The organism is Chitinophaga eiseniae (genome assembly GCF_900167135.1).
Taxonomy (GTDB): Bacteria; Bacteroidota; Bacteroidia; order Chitinophagales; family Chitinophagaceae; genus Chitinophaga; species Chitinophaga eiseniae.
Genome location: NZ_FUWZ01000002.1, coordinates 1,573,137 through 1,596,493, shown reverse-complemented (window position 1 = coordinate 1,596,493; position 23,357 = coordinate 1,573,137). Strand labels below are relative to the sequence as shown.

The 23,357-nt window shown below is 50.3% G+C and carries 17 protein-coding genes; 7 read left to right on the top strand and 10 right to left on the bottom strand.

All coding sequences use genetic code 11. The annotated features are described in order from the left end of the window. Positions 1-13: 13 nt before the first annotated feature. The 3 genes from B5D63_RS16175 to B5D63_RS16165 all read right to left on the bottom strand — a co-directional run bounded on the left by B5D63_RS16175 (position 14) and on the right by B5D63_RS16165 (position 5,162). Complete coding sequence (locus B5D63_RS16175; protein ID WP_159456045.1) at positions 14-3,058, bottom strand: TonB-dependent receptor; 3,045 nt, start codon at positions 3,056-3,058, stop codon at positions 14-16. 372 nt (positions 3,059-3,430) lie between these two features. Further along, complete coding sequence (locus B5D63_RS16170) at positions 3,431-4,522, bottom strand: FecR family protein (RefSeq protein ID WP_078669813.1); 1,092 nt, start codon at positions 4,520-4,522, stop codon at positions 3,431-3,433. Positions 4,523-4,592: 70 nt separating this feature from the next. Beyond that, positions 4,593-5,162 carry an RNA polymerase sigma-70 factor gene (locus tag B5D63_RS16165; protein ID WP_078669812.1) on the bottom strand — a complete coding sequence of 190 codons (570 nt, stop codon included), beginning with the start codon at positions 5,160-5,162 and terminating at the stop codon, positions 4,593-4,595. Positions 5,163-5,515: 353 nt separating this feature from the next. On the opposite strand from B5D63_RS16165, the gene B5D63_RS16160 reads away from it, so the two are divergent. Both B5D63_RS16160 and B5D63_RS16155 read left to right on the top strand, forming a co-directional pair. After that, on the top strand, positions 5,516-8,713 hold the full coding sequence (locus tag B5D63_RS16160; RefSeq protein WP_143312940.1) for a SusC/RagA family TonB-linked outer membrane protein: 3,198 nt from the start codon (positions 5,516-5,518) through the stop codon (positions 8,711-8,713). A gap of 24 nt (positions 8,714-8,737) precedes the next feature. Further along, on the top strand, positions 8,738-10,201 hold the full coding sequence (locus B5D63_RS16155; RefSeq protein ID WP_200817010.1) for a SusD/RagB family nutrient-binding outer membrane lipoprotein: 1,464 nt from the start codon (positions 8,738-8,740) through the stop codon (positions 10,199-10,201). A 59-nt stretch (positions 10,202-10,260) separates the two neighbouring features. Here B5D63_RS16155 and fabG read toward each other — a convergent pair whose 3' ends face one another. Genes fabG through lptB form a run of 3 tightly spaced genes read right to left on the bottom strand, consistent with a single transcriptional unit; the run spans position 10,261 to position 13,342 of the window. Further along, positions 10,261-11,010 carry a 3-oxoacyl-[acyl-carrier-protein] reductase gene (fabG, locus tag B5D63_RS16150; protein ID WP_078669811.1) on the bottom strand — a complete coding sequence of 250 codons (750 nt, stop codon included), beginning with the start codon at positions 11,008-11,010 and terminating at the stop codon, positions 10,261-10,263. A gap of 17 nt (positions 11,011-11,027) precedes the next feature. Beyond that, the gene (locus B5D63_RS16145) at positions 11,028-12,557 is read right to left on the bottom strand and encodes a GH3 auxin-responsive promoter family protein (RefSeq protein ID WP_078669810.1); all 1,530 of its coding nucleotides are present in this window, start codon (positions 12,555-12,557) and stop codon (positions 11,028-11,030) included. A 23-nt stretch (positions 12,558-12,580) separates the two neighbouring features. Next, positions 12,581-13,342, bottom strand: a complete 762-nt coding sequence (gene lptB / locus B5D63_RS16140) for an LPS export ABC transporter ATP-binding protein (RefSeq protein WP_078670338.1) — start codon at positions 13,340-13,342, stop codon at positions 12,581-12,583. A 171-nt stretch (positions 13,343-13,513) separates the two neighbouring features. Here lptB and B5D63_RS16135 point away from each other — a divergent pair, with 171 nt between their 5' ends. After that, on the top strand, positions 13,514-14,467 hold the full coding sequence (locus tag B5D63_RS16135) for a methylenetetrahydrofolate reductase (protein ID WP_078669809.1): 954 nt from the start codon (positions 13,514-13,516) through the stop codon (positions 14,465-14,467). Between the two features lie 438 nt (positions 14,468-14,905). On the opposite strand, the gene B5D63_RS16130 is transcribed toward B5D63_RS16135, so the two are convergent. The 4 genes from B5D63_RS16130 to B5D63_RS16115 form a co-directional block, all read right to left on the bottom strand. Then, the gene (locus tag B5D63_RS16130; protein WP_078669808.1) at positions 14,906-15,604 is read right to left on the bottom strand and encodes an outer membrane beta-barrel protein; all 699 of its coding nucleotides are present in this window, start codon (positions 15,602-15,604) and stop codon (positions 14,906-14,908) included. Between the two features lie 190 nt (positions 15,605-15,794). Next, a complete protein-coding gene (locus B5D63_RS16125) occupies positions 15,795-16,421 on the bottom strand; it encodes a porin family protein (RefSeq protein WP_078669807.1) in 627 nt (208 codons plus the stop codon). Between the two features lie 155 nt (positions 16,422-16,576). Continuing rightward, positions 16,577-17,290: a porin family protein gene (locus tag B5D63_RS16120; protein ID WP_078669806.1), complete on the bottom strand. Its 714-nt coding sequence runs from the start codon at positions 17,288-17,290 to the stop codon at positions 16,577-16,579. 123 nt (positions 17,291-17,413) lie between these two features. Continuing rightward, entirely contained in the window at positions 17,414-18,820 is a 1,407-nt protein-coding gene (locus B5D63_RS16115) for a TlpA family protein disulfide reductase (RefSeq protein ID WP_159456044.1), read from the bottom strand. A 97-nt stretch (positions 18,821-18,917) separates the two neighbouring features. On the opposite strand from B5D63_RS16115, the gene rlmD reads away from it, so the two are divergent. The 4 genes from rlmD (at position 18,918) to B5D63_RS16095 (ending at position 23,353) form a co-directional block, all read left to right on the top strand. After that, positions 18,918-20,339 carry a 23S rRNA (uracil(1939)-C(5))-methyltransferase RlmD gene (gene rlmD / locus B5D63_RS16110; protein WP_078669804.1) on the top strand — a complete coding sequence of 474 codons (1,422 nt, stop codon included), beginning with the start codon at positions 18,918-18,920 and terminating at the stop codon, positions 20,337-20,339. After that, positions 20,340-21,164, top strand: a complete 825-nt coding sequence (locus B5D63_RS16105) for a rhomboid family intramembrane serine protease (RefSeq protein WP_078669803.1) — start codon at positions 20,340-20,342, stop codon at positions 21,162-21,164. A gap of 48 nt (positions 21,165-21,212) precedes the next feature. Next, positions 21,213-22,148: a rhomboid family intramembrane serine protease gene (locus tag B5D63_RS16100; RefSeq protein WP_078669802.1), complete on the top strand. Its 936-nt coding sequence runs from the start codon at positions 21,213-21,215 to the stop codon at positions 22,146-22,148. Between the two features lie 131 nt (positions 22,149-22,279). Beyond that, complete coding sequence (locus B5D63_RS16095) at positions 22,280-23,353, top strand: endonuclease/exonuclease/phosphatase family protein (protein WP_078669801.1); 1,074 nt, start codon at positions 22,280-22,282, stop codon at positions 23,351-23,353. Positions 23,354-23,357 lie beyond the last annotated feature (4 nt).

The window sequence follows — 23,357 nt, the reverse complement described above, 5'->3', positions numbered from 1 at the left end:
TTTTTGCACCCTGTTAAAAATTGATTTCAAGTCCGGCAAACCATTTGGTACTGAAGGGATATTTGGTCCCGTTGATACCGCGGTCGTCCACTTCCGGATCGATACCGGAAAACCTGGTAAGGGTCCACAGGTTGTCGCCGCCCACGGATACACGTACATTGTTCACTTTCACGCGGTCCAGCCATTGTTTGGGCAGCGCGTAGCTGAGGTTCACGTTTCTCAGGCGGAGGTAGCTGCCGTTCTCGAGGAAACGGGAAGAGGGTTTGTGTGCGTTTTTATTGCCGCCGATCACATACTTCGGATGCGTGGCATTGTCTCCGGGGTTCTGCCAGCGATTCCAGTTTTTATCGAGCTGCATCAGGTTGTAGGTGTAGTATGCACCATCGTTGTCCATCAGCTCACGGGTACTGTTGTACACCTCATTACCGGAAACGAAGGCGAGGAAGGCGGACAGTTGGAAGTTTTTATAAGACCATACGTTGCGCATACCCCCAAAGAATTTAGGTGTGGCGGTACCTACGATCTGGAGCGAGGCATCGTTGTAGTTGCTGGTAGTGGTTACGGTTTTGCTGCCATCTGCGCCGGTGGTCACTTTTTCCCACAACGGATTACCGTTGGCAGGATCTACCCCTACCCATTTGCGCATATAGAAGCTGCGCATGTCCTGTCCTTTCTGTAAGATAAAGGAGCTGCTCAGCGGATCTATGATGTAGTTTTTGCCGCCATAGAGCTCACGTACAGTGTTTTTGTTGAACCCGATGTTGAAATCGGTGCTCCACTTAAACTCACCCACCAGGTTATCCGTGCTCAGGTTGATTTCAATACCCTTATTACGTACGCCGCCAACGTTCTGTGAAATATAGCTGTAGCCGGCGGTTCCGGGCAACGGTACGTTAAACAGCAGGTCTTTGTTGTCTTTCTGGTACAAGTCCACGCTAAGGTTGATGCGGTTGAACAGCCCCAGGTCAAACCCGATGTTGGTGTTATAGGCTTTTTCCCATGACAGGTTAGGCACATTATAGATGCTGGGGTATGCGCCAGGCACGCCATTATACTGCGTGCTGATAGCATAGGCGCCGATAGCGGCATAATCGCCTATCTCAGCATTACCGGTGGTACCATAGCTGGCTCTCACCTTCAGGTTGGTAATGGCTTTGATGGACTTGATGAAGTTTTCTTCAGAGGCAGCCCAGGACACGCCGAAAGCATAGAAGTTACCATACTGCTGGTTGGCGCCGAACTTGGAAGACCCGTCCCTTCTGAAAGAGGAAGTAAAGTAGTATTTGTAGTTGTAGTTATAATTGGCCTGTATAAAGTAAGAATTGAACACCCGGTCTGTTTTGCTGCCACCGATGGACATGGGGGCGGAAGTGCCGTCCAGTACGTCTTTACCGGCCAGGATGCCTTTACCTTTGGCATTGATGTCTCCGAGTTGCACCTGTTGGAACTCAGCGCCCACCAGTCCGTCGATGTTATGCACTTTATTAACGGTGTAACGGGCTTTCAGCAGGTTGGAGCTGATGTAAACGGAGGTATCCTGATAGTAGTTATACAGTGTTCCCTGGTAGTCGGCGCCGGCGGATGTTCTTACATCGCCGTTGCTTTCGTTGCGGTCGTGGTAATATTGCGCGCGGTTGGTAGTGCTGAACGACAGCCATTTGGTGATGTCATATTCCAGTTTCAGCAATCCTTCGAGCGACTGTCTTTTATGTTTGTCGTAGTTATACTGCTGCTCGTAGAGGAAGTTGGTCATATCACGGCCGTACCATACGTCGGTATTGACCGGGTTAATGGGTTTGCCCGATGCGTCGAAAGGTTTGTCCCATGGCAGGTTGGTGTAGTACTGGTATAAAGATCCGCCGGAATTGTCCTTATCGGTCTGCTGTACCGCCGCGAAATTGGCGCTCACGCGTAGTTTTTCGGTGATGTTATGGTCCAGGTTGAGGCGGGCGCTGAAACGTTCCACGCCGGTACCTTTGAGGATACCATCTTCTTTGTAGTAGTTACCGCCCAGGTAGAATTTCGTTTTTTCGTTACCGCCGCTGGCAGACAGTTCGTAGTTCTGGTTGGAAGCGTTCTGGAAGGCCAGTTTCTGCCAGTTGGTATTGATATTTCTGATGGAGGGGTCCAGTTTTCTGCCGGCAGCGGTCTGCAGGTCATAGAGCTGAGTACCGTCCATGAGGTGGAAACGTCCGGTATTGAGTTGTGCTGTACCTACGTTGGTGCGGAAGTTGACCTGTGTTTTACCGGCTTTACCGCGTTTGGTGGTGATCACCATGACACCGTTGGCAGCGCGGGCGCCGTACAGGGTGGTAGCGGCCGCGTCTTTGAGGACGGTCACGGTTTCGATATCGCTGGGGTTCGGTAAACCGCCGATGATACCATCTACCACAACCAGTGGCGCATTGCCGGCGGTGAGGGTACCATTACCCCTGATGCGGATGGTGGGGGTGGCAGCGGGGTTGCCGGAGCTGTTACCCACAAATACGCCGCTGACTTTTCCCTGCAGCATTTTATCTACGCTGGTGGCCTGCACGTCTTTCAGCTTGGCGCCGCCAACGGACTGGGCTGCGCCCGTCAGGTTTTTTACGGTGGTGGTGGTATACCCCATGACCACTACTTCTTCCAGCTTTTTGGTGTCGGCTTCCAGTTTCACATTGATTTCCGCACGGTTATTTACGGGCACTTTCTGTTGTACATACCCCACGAAGGAAAATATCAGCGTAGCGCTGCCGGAGGGCACCAGTACGGTGAAGTGGCCCGTGGCATCCGTAACGGCGCCGGCGGAAGTGCCTTCTACCGCGATGGTCACACCGGGCAATGGTTCATGATTGCCGGCATCGGTGACCTTGCCGGTGATTTTCATCTGCTGGTTGTTCACCGGCGTGATCACCACGAGGTTGTTTTCCAATACGCGATACGTGACGTTGGCGCTGGAGAACAGCTGTCCGAGCACGTCGTTGAGTTTTTTATTCTTCACATCGATGGACACTGCCCTGTCCAGGTCGGCGAAGTTTTCATTATAAAAAAAGCGGTAGTTGCTGGTATTTTCAATCATTTTGAAAACCTCACGAACGCTTTTGTTTTCTGCGTGTAGTTCGCTAATTCGGTCTTGTGCGGAAATGGTGGCAGATGCTTGTAGAATACTTCCGAAAATTAGCAATCCCGTCATTCTCATCATTAGGAATAATTTTCGCCTGGGGCAAAGAAATGCCGCCAAGTTTAGAGTGGATTTCATAAACTTGTATAGATTTTAGTTAAACGATGAATTACGGCAGCACGCCTGTCGCAAAGGCTGCTGCATTCTGGGTGATTTTCGTTGGATTGGGGTAAGTCGCATTACCCCAATTTTTTTCAGTTGTTCTTACTGTTCATTCATTGGTTTTTACAGGTTGAATAATTGTTATTCTGTTGTTGGCCCGCCTCCCGGTTACTTACCGTTCCGCAGTGCGTTGGCATACTTTTCTTTCAGTACTTTATCCACGCTGATGGTCACTGTCCCCTCCTCTATCCTGTAGTCCAGCGGGGCCGTCAGCTTGAGGATGTTGAGCACCTGTTCCAGGGTTTCCTGGCGGAAAGTCCCGTTGAACCGGTAGTTTTTCAATTCTTCTTCTTTGAAGTCAACGTTTACATTAAATCTGCGCTCCATGGTGACAGCCAGCTCTTCCAGCGTTTGACCGGTGACGATCCAGTTGCCGTCTTTCCAGGCCGTATATACATCTGTGTTGCTCACGTCTTTTGATTCCACCGGGGCCGGGGCGGATGCCGGGTCAATATGGCTTTTACCTGCCTGCAGCGCACTGGCCGCTTTTTTGTACACCACATGCTGATGTGGTTTTAACATCATTTTAAACGGATTGGCCGTACTGCTTCCGTCTATCCTTACCGCGCCGTCTACCAATGTGGTCACTACGCCTCTGTCTTCCGGGTAGGCCTTCACGTTGAAAGAGGTGCCCAGCGCCAGTATTTTCAGGTCAGACGCCTTTACTGTAAACGGTTTCCGGGAATCTGTGCGTACCTTGAAAAAGGCTTCCCCTTCCAGTTTTACTTCCCGCGCGGAGGTGTTGAAGGATGAGGCATATTCCAGCTTACTACCGGCATTCAGCCACACTTCTGTTCCGTCAGACAATTCTATTTTAGTGGTAGCTCCTTTCGGGCTGGTCACCGTCACAAGGCCCTGACCGCCTTCGCCTTTCTTGAGGGTCAACCAGGAAAACACCACGCCACCGCCCAATACAAACGGTAAGGTAAAGGAGGCGGCCATTTTCAGTACCTGTTTCCATCTTTTTACAGCAACCGGCGCACTGATCTGCCGCATTTCTTCCCAGGCCGCATCGGCATTGTAAGGACCTGTTGCCGCGGTAGCCATCCAGGCGTCTCTCAACTGTATAAAATACGCCCGGTTTTCCGGGCTGGCATCTACCCAGTTCTCCAGCTCCTGCTGGTCTTCCGGGGTGATATCTCCGGACAAAAATCGCGCTATCAGATCATCCATCTGCCCTGGTAAATAGTTAGGCTGCATATTATTAAACAAGTAGTAAGACAATTTTTTAGTCCCTATAGGGTGACAGGCAGAAAAAAAATTTCCGGAATTATTTCAGCAGTGGCAACAGCTCGTCCCGCAGGCGCTGTAATGCCCGGGTCATCTGTGTTTTCACGGTATTAACGGAAATACCGAGTTGGCGGGAGATCTCGGGATAACTCAGCTGTTCGAAGCGGCTTAGCCGGAATACGTCCTGGCATTGCGGCGGCAGCTTCCGGATCGCTTTTTCGGCCATATGCTCCAGCTCCGCATTCTCGAGCCTTTCCGCCGGTGTAGGCGCAGCAGGCATATTCATTAAAGTAATACGGGATTCCAGCTGTTGGAGCAGCTCATGACCATACCGGGAGCGGATACGGTCCTGTTTGATGTAGTTGAGGCAATTGTTCTGTACAGACCTGTACAGATAAGCTTTTACAGATACCTGGATCTCCAGGTCTTCATACCGCTCCCATACTTTCAGGAAGGTGTCCTGTACAATCTCCTCCGCCAGTTCATGGCGGTTCACAAAATCAAATGCAAAAGTACACAGCGCAGCATAGTGCGCTTTGAAGAGCCCTTCAAACGCCGGTAACTGTTGTTTATGTTGACTGATATGTAAACTCGCTTCCAATGTATTCATCAGATCCTGCACACTGTTATACTGGCTGTAGTGCTACCTGTACGGCCCCGTGATTGTTCACTTCATTGCTCATCCGCCGCAAACAAATATATGTGATACGTTCATGAAAAGATACGACAAGTCCGCACGTAATTGACAAATTATTGGAAATAACACAGAGATGTGTAAAAAAAATAACAATGTCCGCCGCTTCCCTACCTGTAATCGTCACTGAAATTTCATCATACCGCGGGTTAAGTTTAAATGAAAACTGATACTTAGTAAGTTAACAGTTTTGTAAACATTTGTTAATATGCCCATAACAGTGGAGCGGTTGCTTTGCAGTCTGATTTTTTTTAAAAACCAGTCAAAGCATGAAGAAAAAATTTACGAAGTATCTGAAGCGACCACTGGGCCTTGCTACTGTACTGTTGCTCTCGGGACACTTGTATGCACAACAGCCTGTCCACGTAAAAGGACGCGTGGAATCATTCGACAAAGGTGAGCCTATTCCGGGCGCAGCCATCATGGCCGCTGGTAAACTCCTCGCCATCACCGACGTAAACGGCGCCTTTGACATCAAAGCCATTCCTCCGGGCGCGGACGTCTACATCACCATGATGGGTTATGAAAAACAGCAACTGGTTGTAAATGGAGAAGTATTGAACCTGCAGGTGCGTCTGAAAACCACCACGGGTAAACTCAATGAGGTGGTGGTGACCGCATTGGGCATCAAAAGAGCAGAGAAAGCACTGGGTTACGCACAACAAACCCTCAACGACGAAGCCATGACAGACGCCCGGCCCAACAACTGGTCTGACGCGCTGCGCGGGAAAGTAGCCGGCCTGAACATCGCCTCCCTCGGCGGCCCGCTCAATTCCCAGGAGATCAGGCTTCGTGGGACCAACTCCCTCACCACCAACGGCAACGCCGCGCTGGTGGTGGTAGACGGTATTCCCGTGAACGGCGGCCTCACGACTTCCGGCGCCTCCAACGCCTATATGGGCGGCGCTGCTTCCATCGACGTACCGGTCGATTTCGGTAACGGTATCGCAGATATCAATCCCGACGACATCGCCAGCGTCACCATCCTGAAAGGACCCGGCGCTACTGCGCTGTATGGCAGCCGCGCTGCCAATGGCGCCGTGCTGATCACCACCAAATCAGGCGCTAAAGCCAAAAAAGGACTGGGCATCTCTTTCAATTCCAACACCAGCTTCGACGTGATCACCCGCTGGCCCGACTGGCAATATGAGTACGGCCAGGGCGACGGTAAAACCAACTATAACGCCAACGGCGAACTGTATTATTCTTATGGCGCCACCGAAGACGGTCGCAGCACCGGTGGCAGCAGCAGCGCCTTCGGTCCCAAATTCAACGGACAATACTACTATCAGTACGACCCCGTTAAGATGGGCACCGGCGCCGAAAGAACACTGTGGCAACCCTATAAAGACAACCGCAAATCATTCTGGCAGACAGGCCGCACAGTCACCAATACCCTGTCCCTCGAAAACTCCGGTCAGGATGGCTCTATCCGCGCTTCCGTGACGCACTCCAACAACAAATGGATCATGCCCACTACCGGATTTGAACGCATCACCGCCGCAGTGAACGCCAACTATAAAGTGTCTAACAGCATCCGGCTGTCATCGGCAGTGAACTATACCAATAAGTCCAGCGACAACCTGCCGGGACTGGGGTATAACAACCACTCCATCGCCTACTTCATGATTTTCCAGAATCCCAACGTAGACCTCGACTGGTACAGGCCCAAATGGAGACCAGGGATGGAAGGCATCGACATGATACGCCCTTACAGCTCTTTCATCGATAACCCGTTCGTTATCTCTGAAGAGATCACCAACGGCCTGCGTGGCAATGCTATCACGGGCAACCTGAAAGCAGACGTACAGCTGGCGCCTAAACTCACCCTGATGCTGCGCGGTGGTATCAACACCAACCACCAGAACAGGGACCAGCGCCGTCCCTACGACACCAACCGTTACGGACAAGGGCTGTTCACCAAACAAACCGTATACACGCAGGAAATCAACACCGACTTCCTCCTGTCTTATAAAAATGCATGGATGCAGGACAAGTTCACCCTGACCGCATCCGCCGGCGGCAACGCCATGAGCAGCCGCTACGACCGGACAGACAATACCCTGATCGGACTGGTGGTGCCCGGCGTCTATAAAATGACCAATGGTATCAGCAACCCGCTCGTAGCCACCTACGATTCCAGGAAAAAGGTAAACAGCCTGTATGGCTTTGTCAACCTGGGTTACAAAGACGTGGTATTCCTTGACCTGACCGGCAGAAACGACTGGTCCAGCACCCTGCCGGAAGCTAACTGGTCTTTCTTCTACCCTTCTGCCAACCTGAGCATGATCATCAGCGACATGGTGAAACTGCCCAAGTCCATCAGCTACCTGAAATACCGCCTGTCACTGGCGCAGGTAGGTAACGACACCGAGCCTGGCAGAACCGCCAAATACTACGGCCGCAGCAGCTTTCCCAGCTCCGCAGAAGCACCCAGCGAACTGTATAACCTGCAGTTCAAACCGGAAATATCTACCAGTCTGGAAACCGGCATCGAAGTGGCTTTCCTGAACAACCGCCTGAGACTGGACGCATCCGTATACCGTACCCGTACCAAAAACCAGATCCTTTCCGTTCCCCTGGACTGGTCCAGCGGCTTCAGTTCAGCCCTGCTGAACTCCGGAGAAGTGCGCAACCAGGGCCTGGAGCTGATCTTAAACGCCACGCCTGTCACCAATAAAAACTTCACCTGGAACACCATCATCACCTGGGCGGCCACCCGCAGTAAAGTGCTGAGCCTCGATGCACGCCTTGGCGGTAAACTGAATATCATGAGCTCTTCCAGCGCTACGCTGACAGCCGTAGAAGGACAAACAGCTTCCGCGCTCTACGGGTTGAAGTTCCAGCGTGCCCCGGATGGCCAGATCATCTACGTAAAGGGCATCCCCAGCGTAACGCAGGTCGCCGAATATGTAGGCGATACCAACCCTGAATGGAGAGCCGGATGGAACAACAGCTTCACTTATAAAGGCTTCAGGTTAAGCACCACCATCGACGGACAGCTGGGCGGCACCCTGTATTCCCATTCCCACCATAAAATGACAGAACAGGGTAAACTCAAACATACGCTGAAAGGCAGGGAAGAAGGATGGATCGTGGGCGAAGGCGTGGTACAGAATGCCGACGGAACCTTCAGCCCCAACACCGTAAAAGTAAGGCCAGCTGATTACTACGCACAGTACTACCGCCTGAACAACACCGAGGCCAACTCCTTCGACGCTTCTTTCATCAAGCTGCGGGAAGTATCACTGGAATACAATTTCCCGAAAGCATGGTTCAGCCGTACCAAAGTACAGAACCTGAGCCTCGCCATCTACGGCCGTAACCTGGCTACCCTCTCCGATTTCCCGATCTATGATCCGGAAGTAGCCACACAGGCCGGCGGAACAGGTATCCTCACCGGTGTGGAAGTAGGCCAGATGCCGACGCCATCAACTTTTGGCTTCAATCTGAAAGTGAAATTATAATCGATCTCTGTTACTGAAATCAGTATGACCATGATATTTCTGAACATAAGCAATCGCCTCAAAGCCTTATCTGCCGCCGTACTGGCCACTGCGCTGCTGGGCAGTTGCACCAAAGACTTTGTGGAAACCAACAAGGACCCGAACCGCCTTGAAAGCATCACACCGGGCACCTTGCTGAATCCTACCATTTACGACGGCGCCTCCTACGGCATGAGCCGCAGCCGCTCCTTTACGTTTGAACTGATGCAGGTTGCCGGCGGATACCCGAATGAGTCCGTGGAAGACCAGGCTTATCTGTACGACTTCCGCGAAGATATTGGTAATGGCATCTGGAATACTTATTACCAGGGCCTCGCCAACGCCCGCGAGATGGAATTGTCTGCCATCAAACTGGGCAACAATAACTACCTCGCGATATCGCTCACCCTGAAAGCCTGGTTCTACTCCATACTGACAGACTGTTTCGGCGATATCCCGATGAGTAACGCACTGAACGGCGAACAGGGCACTTTTTTCCCTGCATTCGACAAACAGGAAGTGATCTACAAAACCATCCTGGCAGACCTGGAAAAGGCCAATACGCTCTATGGCACTGGCCCGGCTACTATGTATGCACCGGATATCCTTTTCAACAACGACCTGACCAAATGGAGAAAGTTCACCAACTCCCTCCGTCTCCGTTTGCTGCTGCGTACCCTGAAAAGGTTGCCTGGCAATGCAGATATCATGTCTGCCATGTTGCAGGACGCTACGAAGTATCCCATTTTCCAGAGCAATGCCGAAGCCGCCGTGCTGAGCATTACCGGCACTACGCCGAATATCTCTCCCTGGAGCAGGCCACAGGACTTCAGTACCGGCCGCGTGTATTTTGACTTCTTTGTCAGCAACCTGAGTAACTTCAAAGATCCGCGCTTAGCGCTGTTCGCTGGTCAGGCAAAAGATAAGAACAACAAAAACATCGGGTACAAAGGGCTTCCGGTGAATTACATGGAATCCCCTACCAGCGTTAATTACAGCCCTTCCGGGTTATTACAGCGGCTGGTCATTGCACCGATGATAGCGCCGATCCTCAGCTACGCCGAAGTGGAACTGATTCAGGCGGAACTGGCCCAGCGCAATATTATTCCTGCTGCAACCGCCGAAGAGCATTACCAGAAAGGGGTGAAAGCAGCTATTGAAATGTGGGGAGGTGTGATGCCGGATAATTATTTTACACTGGAGAGCACCAAATACGACGGCACGCTGGACCGTATTATGCTGCAAAAGTATTATGCGCTTTTCTTTACCGATTACCAGCAATGGTTTGAGCATCGCCGTACCGGCCTGCCGGTATTGCCTACCACTACTTTCATGTATAATGACAGGAAGATGCCCACCCGGTTATATTATCCTACTACTGCCCGGATTTACAATACCGACAATTATCTGAAAGCGGTAGAACAGATGGGAGGAGATAAGATCAATATCAAAGTATGGTGGGAACAATAACCACATAACAAAAAAACGCGGGTGTTGTCACCCGCGTTTTTTTTATCTCTTCAATAAAATTACATGCATAAACCGCCGCAGGCACTGATCGTTTGACCGGTAACATAGCTGCTCATATCGGAGGCCAGGAAGAGGCATACATTAGCGATATCGTCTGGTGTACCGAAGCGGGCCAGCGGAATTTGCTGAATGTAGCTGGTGGCTTGTTCGCCTTCTTTCAGGTAGCTGGTCATATCTGTTTCGATAAAGCCTGGTGCTACCGCGTTGCAGCGGATGTTACGGCTGCCCAGTTCCTGTGCGATGGATTTGGTGAACCCGATGATACCGGCTTTAGAGGCGGCATAGCTGCTTTGACCAGCGTTGCCCATGATACCGATAACAGAGCTCATGTTGATGATGCTGCCGGATTTGGCTTTCATCATCGGGCGGATCACGTGTTTGGTCATGTTGTACACGCTTTTCAGGTTGATGTTCATCACATCATCCCATTGGTCCGGGCTCATACGCAGCAGGAGGTTATCTTTGGAGATACCGGCGTTGTTCACGCAGATATCAATTTTTCCGAATTCTTTCAGCACTTCCGTTACCAACGTTTCTGTTTCTTCGTAAACACCGGCGTTTGACTTATAGGCTTTTGCCTGTACGCCCAGCGCACGGAGTTTTTCTTCCAGGATTCTCGCTTTTTCGTCAGAACTTACATAAGTAAAAGCCACGTTAGCTCCCTGTTCTGCAAATTTTAAAGCAATCGCTTCTCCAATACCACGGCTGGCGCCAGTTACAATCGCTACTTTGTTCTCCAGTAATTTCATGTTATAGTTGATAGGTTTTAAGTGTTCATGGTTGCCGCAAACTTCAGGATTTCCTCGAGGTAATTGCGGTCGTTGTTCAGGCGGGGCACTTTGTGCTGGCCGCCCAGTTTGCCTTTACTTTTCAGGAATTCGCAGAAGGTTCCTCTGGGCAGCACATGTACTACCGGCGGGCGCAGTGCGATATCCTTGTGTCTTTTGGCTTCGTAGTCTGAATTGATGGACTTCAGTGTATTGTCCAGCACAGTTACAAAGGTGTTGATATCTCCCGGCGGCACTTCAAACTCGATGAGCCATTCGTGGCCGCCGTTGCCTTCATCACTGAAATATACGGGTGCTGCGGTATAATCATTCACTACGGCGCCGGTCACTTCGCAGGCTTTTGCGATAGCGCTGTCAGCATTTTCCACGATCACTTCTTCACCGAAGGCATTGATAAACGATTTGGTGCGGCCGCTAACCTTGATGCGGTAAGGCAGCAGGGAGGTAAACTGGATGGTGTCGCCTACGAGGTAACGCCATAATCCGCCGTTGGTACTGATCACCAGGGCGTAGTTTTTCCCGGTTTCCACTTCCTGCAGTTGCAGGGTGCGCGGATTTTCTTTGCCCAGTTCCTCCATAGGCATAAACTCGTAGAAGATGCCATGGTTAAGGAACAGCAGCAATCCTTCTTCTCCGATAACGTCCTGGGCGGCAAAGAAGCCTTCCGACGCGTTATAGGTTTCCTGGTAGTGCATCAGCGGGTTGCGGATCAGTTTCGCAAACTGGTCGCGGTAAGGCGTAAAGCTCACGCCGCCGTGCATATACAGTTCGAGGTTGGGCCATACGTCTGCCAGGTTATCTTTGCCGGTAAGCTCAAATATCCGTTTGATCAGTACGATGGTCCAGGTGGGAACGCCGGCGATGGAGGTCACGTTTTCGTGAATGACCGCATTGGCCATGCGTTCTATTTTTTCTTCCCATTCGTCCATCAGCGCGATTTCCAGGTCGGGCGTGCGGATCATGTTACCATAGAAGGGCATGTTCTGCAGCATGACAGCGCTGAGGTCTCCGCAATAGGAGTCGCTGTCTTCCGACAGCTTGTTGACCTGGTGGCTGCCGCCGATGATCAGCGATTTTCCGGTAAATACGTCGGAGTCAGGGAAATTATTGTAATAAAGAGAGATCACGTCGCGGCCGGAACGGTAATGACATTCGTCCAGGCTTTCCACGGTAACGGGGATAAACTTGCTTTTGTCTGCGGTGGTGCCGCTTGATTTTGCGAACCATTTGATAGGCGTGTTCCACAGCACGTTCTGCTGGCCTTCCATGGTACGCTGGATATAGGGCTTGATGGTATCGTACGTGTGTACCGGTACCCTTTCTTTATATTCCTCTATCTTATAAATTTTCGAAAAGCCGTGTTGTTTGCCGAATTCTGTGTACTGGGCGGCGCTGATAAGGTTTTGGAATACCTGCTGTTGCACTTGCACGGGATATTGCATAAAATAGGCGATGCGCCCCATGCGCAAACGTGCGAGTTGTGATATGGCAGGACTTAAAATCTTCATATATAGGATGCTGTAGCGTGTTTTTATTGTTTAGCTGCTTCGTCCAGGTAATTCTTCCTGCGAAGAACGAAATTCTGGCCAAGATACACTTTTCTTACCTGTTCATCTTCAGCCAGTTCTTCTGCCGACCCTGATTTCAGGATTTTTCCTTCAAACAATAAATAAGCCCTGTCGGTAATGGACAGCGTTTCCTGTACGTTGTGGTCCGTAATCAGGATACCGATGTTCTTATATTTCAGTTTAGCTACAATAGACTGGATATCTTCCACGGCGATAGGGTCGATCCCGGCAAAGGGTTCGTCCAGCAGGATGAATTTAGGGTCTACGGCCAGTGCACGGGCAATTTCGGTACGGCGGCGTTCCCCACCGCTCAGTACGTCACCGGGGCTTTTACGGACGTGTGTCAGGCGGAATTCGCTCAGAAGCGCCTCCAGCTTATCTTTCTGTTCGGCCTTTTTGAGGTCGGTCATCTCCAGCACGGCGGCGATATTGTCTTCCACACTGAGTTTGCGGAACACGGAGGCCTCCTGCGGCAGATAACCGATGCCCATTTTCGCTCTTTTATACATGGGAAGCTTGGTAATATTCACCTCATCGAGGTAAACATTCCCTTCATCCGGCTTGATGAGCCCTACTACCATGTAAAAGGAAGTGGTTTTACCCGCTCCGTTAGGGCCCAGCAGCCCTACGATCTCCCCCTGGGACACCTCAACAGACACGTGGTTTACCACCGTCCTGGCGCCATAGCGCTTTACCAGCTGGTCCGTATGTATTCTTAATGCCATATGATCAAACTTAGCAAAATTAAACAATTCATTCACTTGGCCTAGTCATAGTTCTGCCAAGATGAAAAATCATAGAAGATTGATGAGGGGATATGTTATTTTTGCCCCCGTAAATTTTCAGTCGGAATAAGGTTTACCCAAACAGCCATTATTCCACAAATTCCATAACACATGAAAGTAACAGAACATATTGCCCAGGCGAAGGATACACTGATATCTTTCGAAATCCTTCCCCCGCTGAAAGGAAAGAGCATTGAATCCATCTACGACCATCTGGACCCGTTGATGGACTTCAAGCCGGCCTATATCAATGTAACCTACCACCGCAGTGAGCATATGTTCAAAAAGAAGGCCGACGGTGCTTTCGAGAAGGTGGAAATCCGGAAACGCCCCGGTACGGTAGGTATCTGCGCCGCCATTATGAACCACTATACTGTGGACGCGGTCCCTCATCTGATCTGTGGCGGCTTTAGCCGGGAGGAAACGGAAAACGCACTGATTGACCTGGCCTTCCTGGGAATCGATAATGTATTGGTCCTCAGAGGAGATGCTCCAAAAAATGAAACGTTTTTCGAGCCCGACCCTCACGGACACGCCTATGCGAGCGAGCTGCTGGACCAGGTAGTGCACATGAATAACGGGGTATACCTGGAAGACGACCTGCAGGGCGGCGTAAAAACCAATTTCTGCATCGGGGTGGCCGGATACCCGGAAAAACACTTCGAAGCGCCCAATATGCAGACAGATATGGGCTACCTGAAGAAAAAGGTGGAAATGGGAGCGGATTATATCGTTACCCAGATGTTCTTCGATAACCAGAAGTTCTTCGATTTTGTGGCCAAATGCCGTGAAATGGGCATTACTGTACCCATTATCCCGGGCCTGAAACCCCTCACCTCCAAAAAACAGATGAACATCCTGCCCCGGATTTTCCACGTAGATCTGCCCACAGAGCTGTCCAGCGAAATTATGCGCTGTAAAACAGATAAAGAAGTAGAACAGGTAGGAACCGAATGGCTGATCAACCAGTCCAGGGAATTAAAGGCTTTTGGTGTACCGGTGCTTCATTACTACACGCTGGGCAAACCACAGGTAGTACGCAAAGCCGTGGAAGCTATTATATAACACGAACCGCTTTTACATAAAAAGAAAAGGGAATGACGAAAGTCTTTCCCTTTTTTGCTTTTCTTTCATATTATAATGCCATTACGTAGAGACGTAGTGGCATATCCCTATAACTGTCACACATTTAAATTAACTGTCCAATGATCATCGCAACCCCTTGGGGAAGCAACTTTCTATAAACAAGACGCACACAAACAGGTTCACCCCTATTCTCCCGGCAAAAAAAAGAGGCCGCCTGTTACGGCAGCCTCCTGGTCCTATTAATGATTAACTGATAAGTATGTACGAAAATAAATAAACGAATGCCTGCTATTACCTTACGCTCCCCCTGTCACAAGGAAAACCTCTTCCATGATGTCTGTACGGCAGCCCCGGAAACAGTATCCATCAGTCAACAAATATAAAAAATAAATAAATAATAAAATATTTAAATACACCCTACCAGTCTTCCCTGTTAAACAGGATGCCGACATTAATGCCGAAGTATCTGTTTTTGATATTACCGTCAGACCGGTCCAGGTCCACCAAACCGTGGCTGTAATTAACACCAAGTGTCACATAGCAGTTAAACTCGATGGTAGCAACGGCATTTAAGCCGGCGTCCCAGCGTTGCAGGTTATATCCGGTGGTAAACACATTGGGATTTTTTCCGAAGTCCACCCGTTGGTTGCTGGACTGTAGCAGTTTTCCTTCTTTGTAGATGGCCAGGTTATAGTCACCGCGCGTACAATAAGCGCCGTAACCGCCGCCGCCTATGGCCAGCTTCCCGATGCCAATCGGTATTTTATATACCAGGTTCACCGGCAGTTCCAGGTATTGCAACCTGATTTTAGTAGCGCCGGGCAAGGCTACATTAACGTCCTGCTGACCGTTAAATGACCGGTTGGCCCCCTTCACGATATAGTTCAGGCCAGGTTGCAGGGCGCCATTGGGAAATACAGGAATATTCAGGTAAAAACCAGCTTGCCAGCTGTGCAGTGGCTGCGGTCCGGGCTGTGTAACTCCGGCACTTCCGGAAGAGACATTCATTTCGGCATTCACGTAACCCCCTTGCAAGCCTAAGCTTACCTGGGCGTTAACAATTGTGGTGGTAATGGCCAGAGAGGCCAACACACACAGGAATTTTAAACACTTCATGTAGAACTGTACTACGGGATTAATGATACTTGCTCAATATATCGTTATGAAACAGACAAGGTTCTTCAGGTTCACCCAACGGATACTAACGGCGAAGCTAAACAAAAGGTTTCGATTTTATATAAAAAAGGCTGCCTGGAACTTACCAGGCAGCCTGTTAATTAATTGTGATGTGGTGTTTTTGCGATGATTAACGACCGCTGAATTTATATCCTACGGACACGCCGAAGGAAGTGTTTTTGAACTTTGCGTCGTTGCTGGTGTTGTCAAATGCGTTCACCATACCCAGGTCGGCATTCAGACCGAAGTAAAGACCAGCCGGGATTTCATAGCCGATCTGGATGTTACCGCCGGCATCAAAACGTTTCAGTTTGGCCAGGCCGGCTTCATCATCAAACGCTTTTCTTTCGCCAACGAGTGGCATGTCCTTGTATTTACCGGTAACGCCATAGGCGATGTAAGGACCAACGGCCAGTACCAGGTTACCGCTACCTACTTCCGGTTTGAACATGAAGTTGATCGGCACCTGCAGGTAGCCCAGGGATACTTTCATATCCGAGTTTTTGAACTTACCGCCTTTACCGGAATACAATAAGCCGGTGCCTACATAAAATTCATCCCCTAAAGGAATGTCGACGGTTACGCCAGCTCTTAATCCTGTCAAAAGTTTGCTGGTTTCCTTGGAGGTAGTACCAAAAGCGGATGCTTTGGTGGTTACACTGGAAAACTGAGGGCCTGCTACAATGCCCCATTTTGTCTGACCGAATGTAACACCTGCGATCAATAAAGCGACCGCAGCTAAGAGTACCTTTTTCATTTTAATGTGTATTTGGATGAGGTTAAAAGTGACGCCAACAGGCCGGTGACGTCACTTTTTGTCTTTTTCTGATTGCTAAATGATTATGAATCAGCCTGTACTTTTTGCTTGCTAGCTGTAATTACAACACGAGTTAAAAATTGTTCGGAAATTTTTTATCTGCCGCCAAAGAGATAACCCACGGAAACACTGAATACACGGTTCTTGTCTTTGTTGTCCGTACTGTTGATTTCGCCTGAATACACTTTGGCGAAGCCGATACCATACTGGGCGCTGATCAGGAAATTGCTGATTTCAGCGCCTACCTGTACGTTACCACCCCAGTCAAACCGTTTCCACTTGTCACGGCCCTGGTTGAGGTCTCCATTGTTAAACGGCGTGTCATCGTCCCACTTAATGCTGGAAGAACCGCTGGTGGTACCGGCCACAGTAGTGGCTTCGTACTTGTTCTTCCCCGCTACCCCGAATGCAAAATACGGGCCTACGCCTGCAAACAGGCTGGCGTGCTCACCCACCGGCAGTTTCGCAACAAAGTTTAAGGGCACTTCGATGTAAGATGGATTCTGTGTGTACTTAGCATAAGGATTGGTGACCGTCACATTGTTTTTGTCACCAACTTCGGATTTAGTACCCTTTGTGGTATAAAACACCCCAGGCTGGAATGACAAAATACGGGGCACCAACGGTAAATCCGCTATCACACCGACATTGAAGCCGGAGAGACTTTTGGCATCTTTCGTACTGCCGTCATTGCTGGTGGTGATGTTGGAAAGGTTCCAGCCACCTTTAACGCCTACACGGGCCTGAGCCATCGCTGCAAAGGACAAGGTCATCGCTGCAAAGGAGAGGAAAATCGTCTTCTTGGTCATAACCTGAATTTTTGGTCCGCGTCCCAAAATTCAAAGAGTATGCCAAAAGAATGTTAAAGTTTTACAAGTAATTGATTTTCAGTATAAAACGGGGTGTATATTCTACGTTCTACACCCTGTTTTCTACAGCTTTGCTGCTGTGTTTTTTTGTCCCGAACGCTCCAGAAAATCGTTCAGTTGCTCTACAGCGAGACGTTTGGCAACAATTTTCTTGCGCTCGTCCAGCAGGTATACTACCGGGGTGCTGTAAACGTCGTATAGCCGGCGGTAGTTAGTGGAGTTGTCCGCATCGAGGGCGTGTATCCATCCGGTAAGGTGGTTGTCCCTGATAAAAGATAACCACTCCTCGCGGGTACCTTCTGTTTTGATACCGATCATAGCTACCCCCTTATCTTTCCAGCTGGCCTTGAAGGCGGAGTCGAGCCGTGGCAGCTCTGTCTTACAATGTCCGCAGGTAGGGTCCCAGAATACCAGCACCGTGTATTTTGCTTTTGTCTTATAAAGCGAGACGGGTTTGGAAGCGGTATCTTTCAATTCCAGCGGCGCCGCCTGCTGGCCGATCAGATTAGGCGCCAGCGTATAGGCGCGGTTGATGATTTTGTTGAGTTGTTCATCATTCAGCCAGAAAGCGTCTCCCGGAACGTAGTACTTCTCCACCAGGTGCACAAATACGGCGTCCATGCCCATATAAGGGGAACTTTCGTAGTTGTAGGTGAGCCACCACAACACGTATTTAAAGGCTTCTTTGCTTTTGCGGGTGCGGGCAAGGAGCGCGTCGCAGTCTACAATAATGGAATCAGGCATATTCACCACCAACTGGGAGAAATACTTTTTCAGCTTGGCCTCCAGTACCGGCGTCCTCACAAGCCGGTCTGTGGACAGCTCCACTTCATCCCAGTAATGCCCTTTAAAGTAGCGGTAAGCAAAGGAAGAATCCTCCCCTTCCGGCTTCTGCGGTATTTCCGGCTCCTTCATCGCCTTGAAAATAGCCGACAGGATAGCCTGGGGATGTTGGGACACCAGTTCATGGCGGTATTCCTGCAGTTTTTTGCCCAGTTCCTGCTGCAACGGCGCCACCTTGGCAGAATCAGCGGCGGTGCGGGCCGTTTTCAGCTGGTCGGTGATGCTGCGTGTCAGCGACTCCTGCTGGAACAGAAACCGGTTATAAGCCAGGAAAAGCTCGTTGTCCGGGGACCCTTTGTAGACAGTTTTACCCACCAGGTCTGCCGTATCAATCGTCACGGAGAAGAACTGCTGCCTGTCGATCAGCGTTTCCACATATTTCTGTTTCCCGGGCAATACGATCAGGTAGATACCGGGATACAACGGTGTTTTGCCTTTCAGTACCACTTCCCCTGCGGGGTTTACCTCTGCCGAATCGGCCAGGTAGGTGGTCCGTCCCATATAGTTGGCCAGGAACAGTTTGCCACTGTTGTAGTTCTTCAGCCGGATAGAGAGCTGATAGCCCTGCGCATGCAGGTGGAGCTGGATAGAGAGTGCTGTCAGAAGCAGGAGAAATATCTTACGCATAGGAATTGGTAACAATATGTAAAAATACATGTAAAAAAGCTAACTGTGATATCCTTTTACGGCCAACGATTCATGATTTCCTTTTACCTTTGCAGCCGTGAGGAAAAAAAACGTAGTAATAGAAAAAGTACCTGTATCCGGCTATGCCGCAGAAGGTAAGGCCCTGGCACGGCATGACGGTAAAGTTATCTTTATCGAAGGCGGCGTAATGCCCGGCGATATTGTGGACGTACGCCTGTCCAAAAATAAAAAAGACTGGGCGGAAGGCAAAGCCGTTCATATACATAGTTACTCCGACAAACGTATTACTCCGTTCTGCCAGCATTTTGGCACCTGTGGCGGCTGTAAATGGCAGATGATGCCCTACAGCCTGCAGCTGGAATACAAGCAGCAGCAGGTGGCGGACCATCTGCAGCGGATCGGTAAGCTGGAGCTCCCTGCCATGAGCCCCATCCTCGGCTCGGCCCATACGGAGCACTACCGTAACAAACTGGAGTTTACCTTCAGCAACAAGGCGTATCTCACCAATGAGGAAGTGCGCGCCCTCAACGGCGAAATCCCCGTCCGCCCCGCACTGGGCTTCCACGTGCCCAAATTGTTCGATAAGGTGCTCGACATCAACACCTGCTATCTGATGCAGGAGCCGGTCAACCTTATCCGGAACACCATCCGGGAATATGCGATACAACACGAACTGTCTTTCTACGATATCCGCCTGCAGGAAGGGTGGCTGCGGAACCTGGTCGTACGTTTGTGTACTACCGGGGAGATCATGGTCAACCTGGTGGTTCACCACGAAGACAAGGAAAACAGGGTGGCGCTGCTGGACCATCTGCTGAAGACGGTGCCAGCCATCACCACACTGCTGTATACCATCAACCCGAAGAAAAACGACTCGATCTTTGACCTGGACCCCAAAGTTTATTTCGGGAAAGGTTATGCAGAAGAGAAGCTGGAGGACTTTGTTTTTAAAATTGGCCCGAAATCTTTTTTCCAGACAAACACCTACCAGGGAGAAGTGTTATATAAAGTTACCCGCGATTTTGCAGGGCTGACTGGTTCGGAAATTGTATACGACCTGTATTGTGGTACTGGTAGTATTGGTATTTTTGTATCCCGGCAGGCCGGAAAAGTGGTAGGCATAGAACTGATCAAAGAAGCGATTGACGATGCCCGCGAAAACGCCGCACGGAACCAGGTAGGCAACGCCGAATTTTTTGCCGGCGACGTGGTGGACATCTGTGACGACGCCTTTTTTGCGCATCACGGACAACCGGATGTGATCATCACGGACCCTCCACGGGCAGGCATGCACGAAAAACTGGTCAACAAACTGCTGGAAATCGCTGCCCCAAAAATCGTATATGTAAGCTGTAACCCGGCTACACAGGCCAGAGACCTGGCATTGCTGGATGCACTGTACACGGTGGAAAAGGTACAACCCGTAGATATGTTTCCGCATACGCATCACATCGAAAATGTGGTGTTACTGAAGAAAAGAGAAAATAATCAGCAATAAATGAACGAGTACAGGCCCGGAAAATTTCAGTTTTTACCCCTTGTGATCAAAAATCTGTTGATCATTAACGGGTTGGTTTGGTTGGTACAGATCACCCTGCTCAAGCGGTACGGGTATGATATGAACGACCTTTTTGCCCTTCATTACTGGGGGTCACCGGGATTCCGGCCTCATCAGTTCATTACCCACCTGTTCATGCACTCTACCAGTGACTTCTGGCATCTGTTCATGAACATGTTTACCCTCTGGATGTTTGGGTCTACCCTGGAAAACCGGTGGGGTTCCAAACGTTTTCTGATTTTCTATATGATCTGCGGCATTGGTGCTTCGCTTTGTTACATGGGTGTGCTCACCTATGAGAACATGACGCTGACCAAATACGCCAATGCCTTCCTGGACCATCCTACCTTTGATAATTTCGTAGCGCTGGACCGCAAGTTCCATCTGGACAATGCCAATGTGAGCATGAATGACATGAAGGAGGCCATTGCGCAGGGGAACCAGTTTGCCATCGACATGGCAAAAATCTATGTCAAACAATACACGATTGCTTACAGCAACAGTATCGTGGTAGGCGCTTCCGGCGCGGTATACGGTATCCTGTTCGCTTTTGGTTACCTGTTCCCCAACGCAATCATCTTCCTGTATTTTTTCCCGGTAAAAGCCAAATACTTCGTGGCCTTTATGATCCTTACGGAAGTATGGGCCGGTGTACAAAACGCACCGGACGATAATGTAGCCCACTTTGCGCACCTGGGCGGCGCACTTTTTGCGTACCTGTTGCTCAGAGGCTGGAATAAAAGAAACCGAACGGATTTTTATTGACGCAAGACCTTATTAAGCCGTAATTTTGTATTGTAAATTACTTGTACCATGCATGCGTTGGAAAAAGAGAAAATGCCACGTCTCTCCCTCGGGGAAGAGCGGAATATGGTCACCCAGTTAGTGGTTGTTAATCTTACTATTTTTATATTCCTGCTTTTCGCCAAGGTGATTTATACCATGGAAGTAGGGAAAGAAGGAGATGCCCTTTTCTATAAAAATATTATGAACTGGCTGCGGATGCCGGCTGACCCTACCCAACTGCTGGCGCGTCCGTGGACATTGCTTACCTCCCTTTTCTCCCATATAGAAGTCTGGCAGGTATTCACCAATATGGTATGGCTGTGGTGTTTCGGCACTTTCCTGCAGCATATCGCCGGTCATCAGCGGATACTTCCCATGTACCTGTTTGGCGGCCTGGTGGGCAACCTCTTTTATATCCTCGGCATTCAGGCCATTCCCGGCCTGCATACCCTGCTGCCCAACGCAGCCACTATGGGGTCTTCCCCCAGCATAATGGCCATGGCGGCCGGCGCTACGCTGATTTCTCCGCGCTATCGCATCTTTCCGCTGCTGGCCGGCGGCATCCCCCTCTGGATCATTACCATAGTGTATACCGGCCTGTCCATCGGCACCAGCGTGTCTACCCCGGGCGGCATTGCCTACCTGGTACAGCTGACCGGCGGCGCTATTGCCGGGCTGCTGTTCATGTACAGCTGGAGAAAGGGGCATGACTGGGGCGCAGGGTTCAACCATCTGCTGTTTAAACTGACACACGTTTTCCATCCCGCTGCACAGCAAATAGATCCCAACCATCCGAAAAGCGCCGCCAAAATCGTTGCCCGGCTGGAAAGTCAGCCTTACCGCAAGATCGGTCAGGTCCCGGAGCAACGGCTCAATGAGATTCTGGATAAGATCAACGAAATGGGCCTCGACTCCCTCTCCCCTGAAGAGCGGGAAACATTGCTGCGGGCGGGCGACAACTAACATCCGGGGATTTTGATTTTAATATTTGGTTATTTAAGGGTTATTGATGAGCAACTTGCTGATTAATATGATAACTTACCGTTCCCGGAAGATACCTGAATAAAAAAATAGCTAAATATCAATATCCCTCCATGAAGTTTGTTTGCTCTCTGTTCATCATTCTTTTACTGACCAGCGCCTGGTTGCCGCTGCTTAATCCCGGAACTTACTGGGTTTCCGGATTTGCCGCCCTTGTTTTTCCCGTCGTTTTTCTCTTTTGCGGGTTGTCATTACCGATCTTATGGTGCTGGCGGCAGCAAAGAAAGTACTTCTTCGCGCTTGGCATTGCGCTGCTGCTTTGCATCCGCCCGGCTTTAAATACCTGGGGGCTTCATTTTTCCCCGAAGGCCGACCTTCATATTGAAGCTGGCAGCACTGATTTTACCCTGATGACTTACAACAGCAGCAGCATGGGGTTACAGGGGTATAACATCAACCAGTCGTTCCGTACCGCCATTTTCCGGCAGATTGCGGACGCCTCGCCGGATATTCTCTGCCTGCAGGAGTTTTACACCAACGACGGCCCCGGCAAGTCGCACAATATCGACTCGCTGCGGCTGATAGGCCAGTATCCTTATCATTATTTTGCCCCTGATCATACCAACTGGGATACGTGGCACTACGGTATAGCGCTGTTCTCCCGCTACCCTGTTGCAGCCGCCGCCATGATCCTCAGCGATAGCCTCGCTCCCCGCAGCGGCCGCAGTTTCCTGCAGGCAGACGTAGTGGTCCATGGTGACACGGTGAGAATTTTCAGTGTTCAGTTCACTTCGTATATGCTTGAACGTAGCGACCTGCAATTAACCGGCTTACAGCGGCTGATGAGCCTTGGCAGTAAAATGAAAGCTACTTTCCGGCGGCGGTCATCACAGGTAGAGCAGCTGACGGCGCTGATCGCCGCCAGTCCCTATCCGGTGATAGTGGCCGGAGATTTTAATGATACGCCGGCATCCTACAGCTACCGTGTGGCCGCCGCCGGGCTACAGGACGCCTTTCTGGCCACCGGCATGGGCTGGGGCCGGACGCTCTCCTACCTGTCGCCCACCCTGCGCATTGATTACATACTGCCAGACCAGCGTTTCAGCATCAAAGGATGCCGGGTGCTGGAAATGCCGCAGTCGGAGCATTTCCCGGTTATATCCCGTCTGTCGTTGAAAAAACATTAACTTT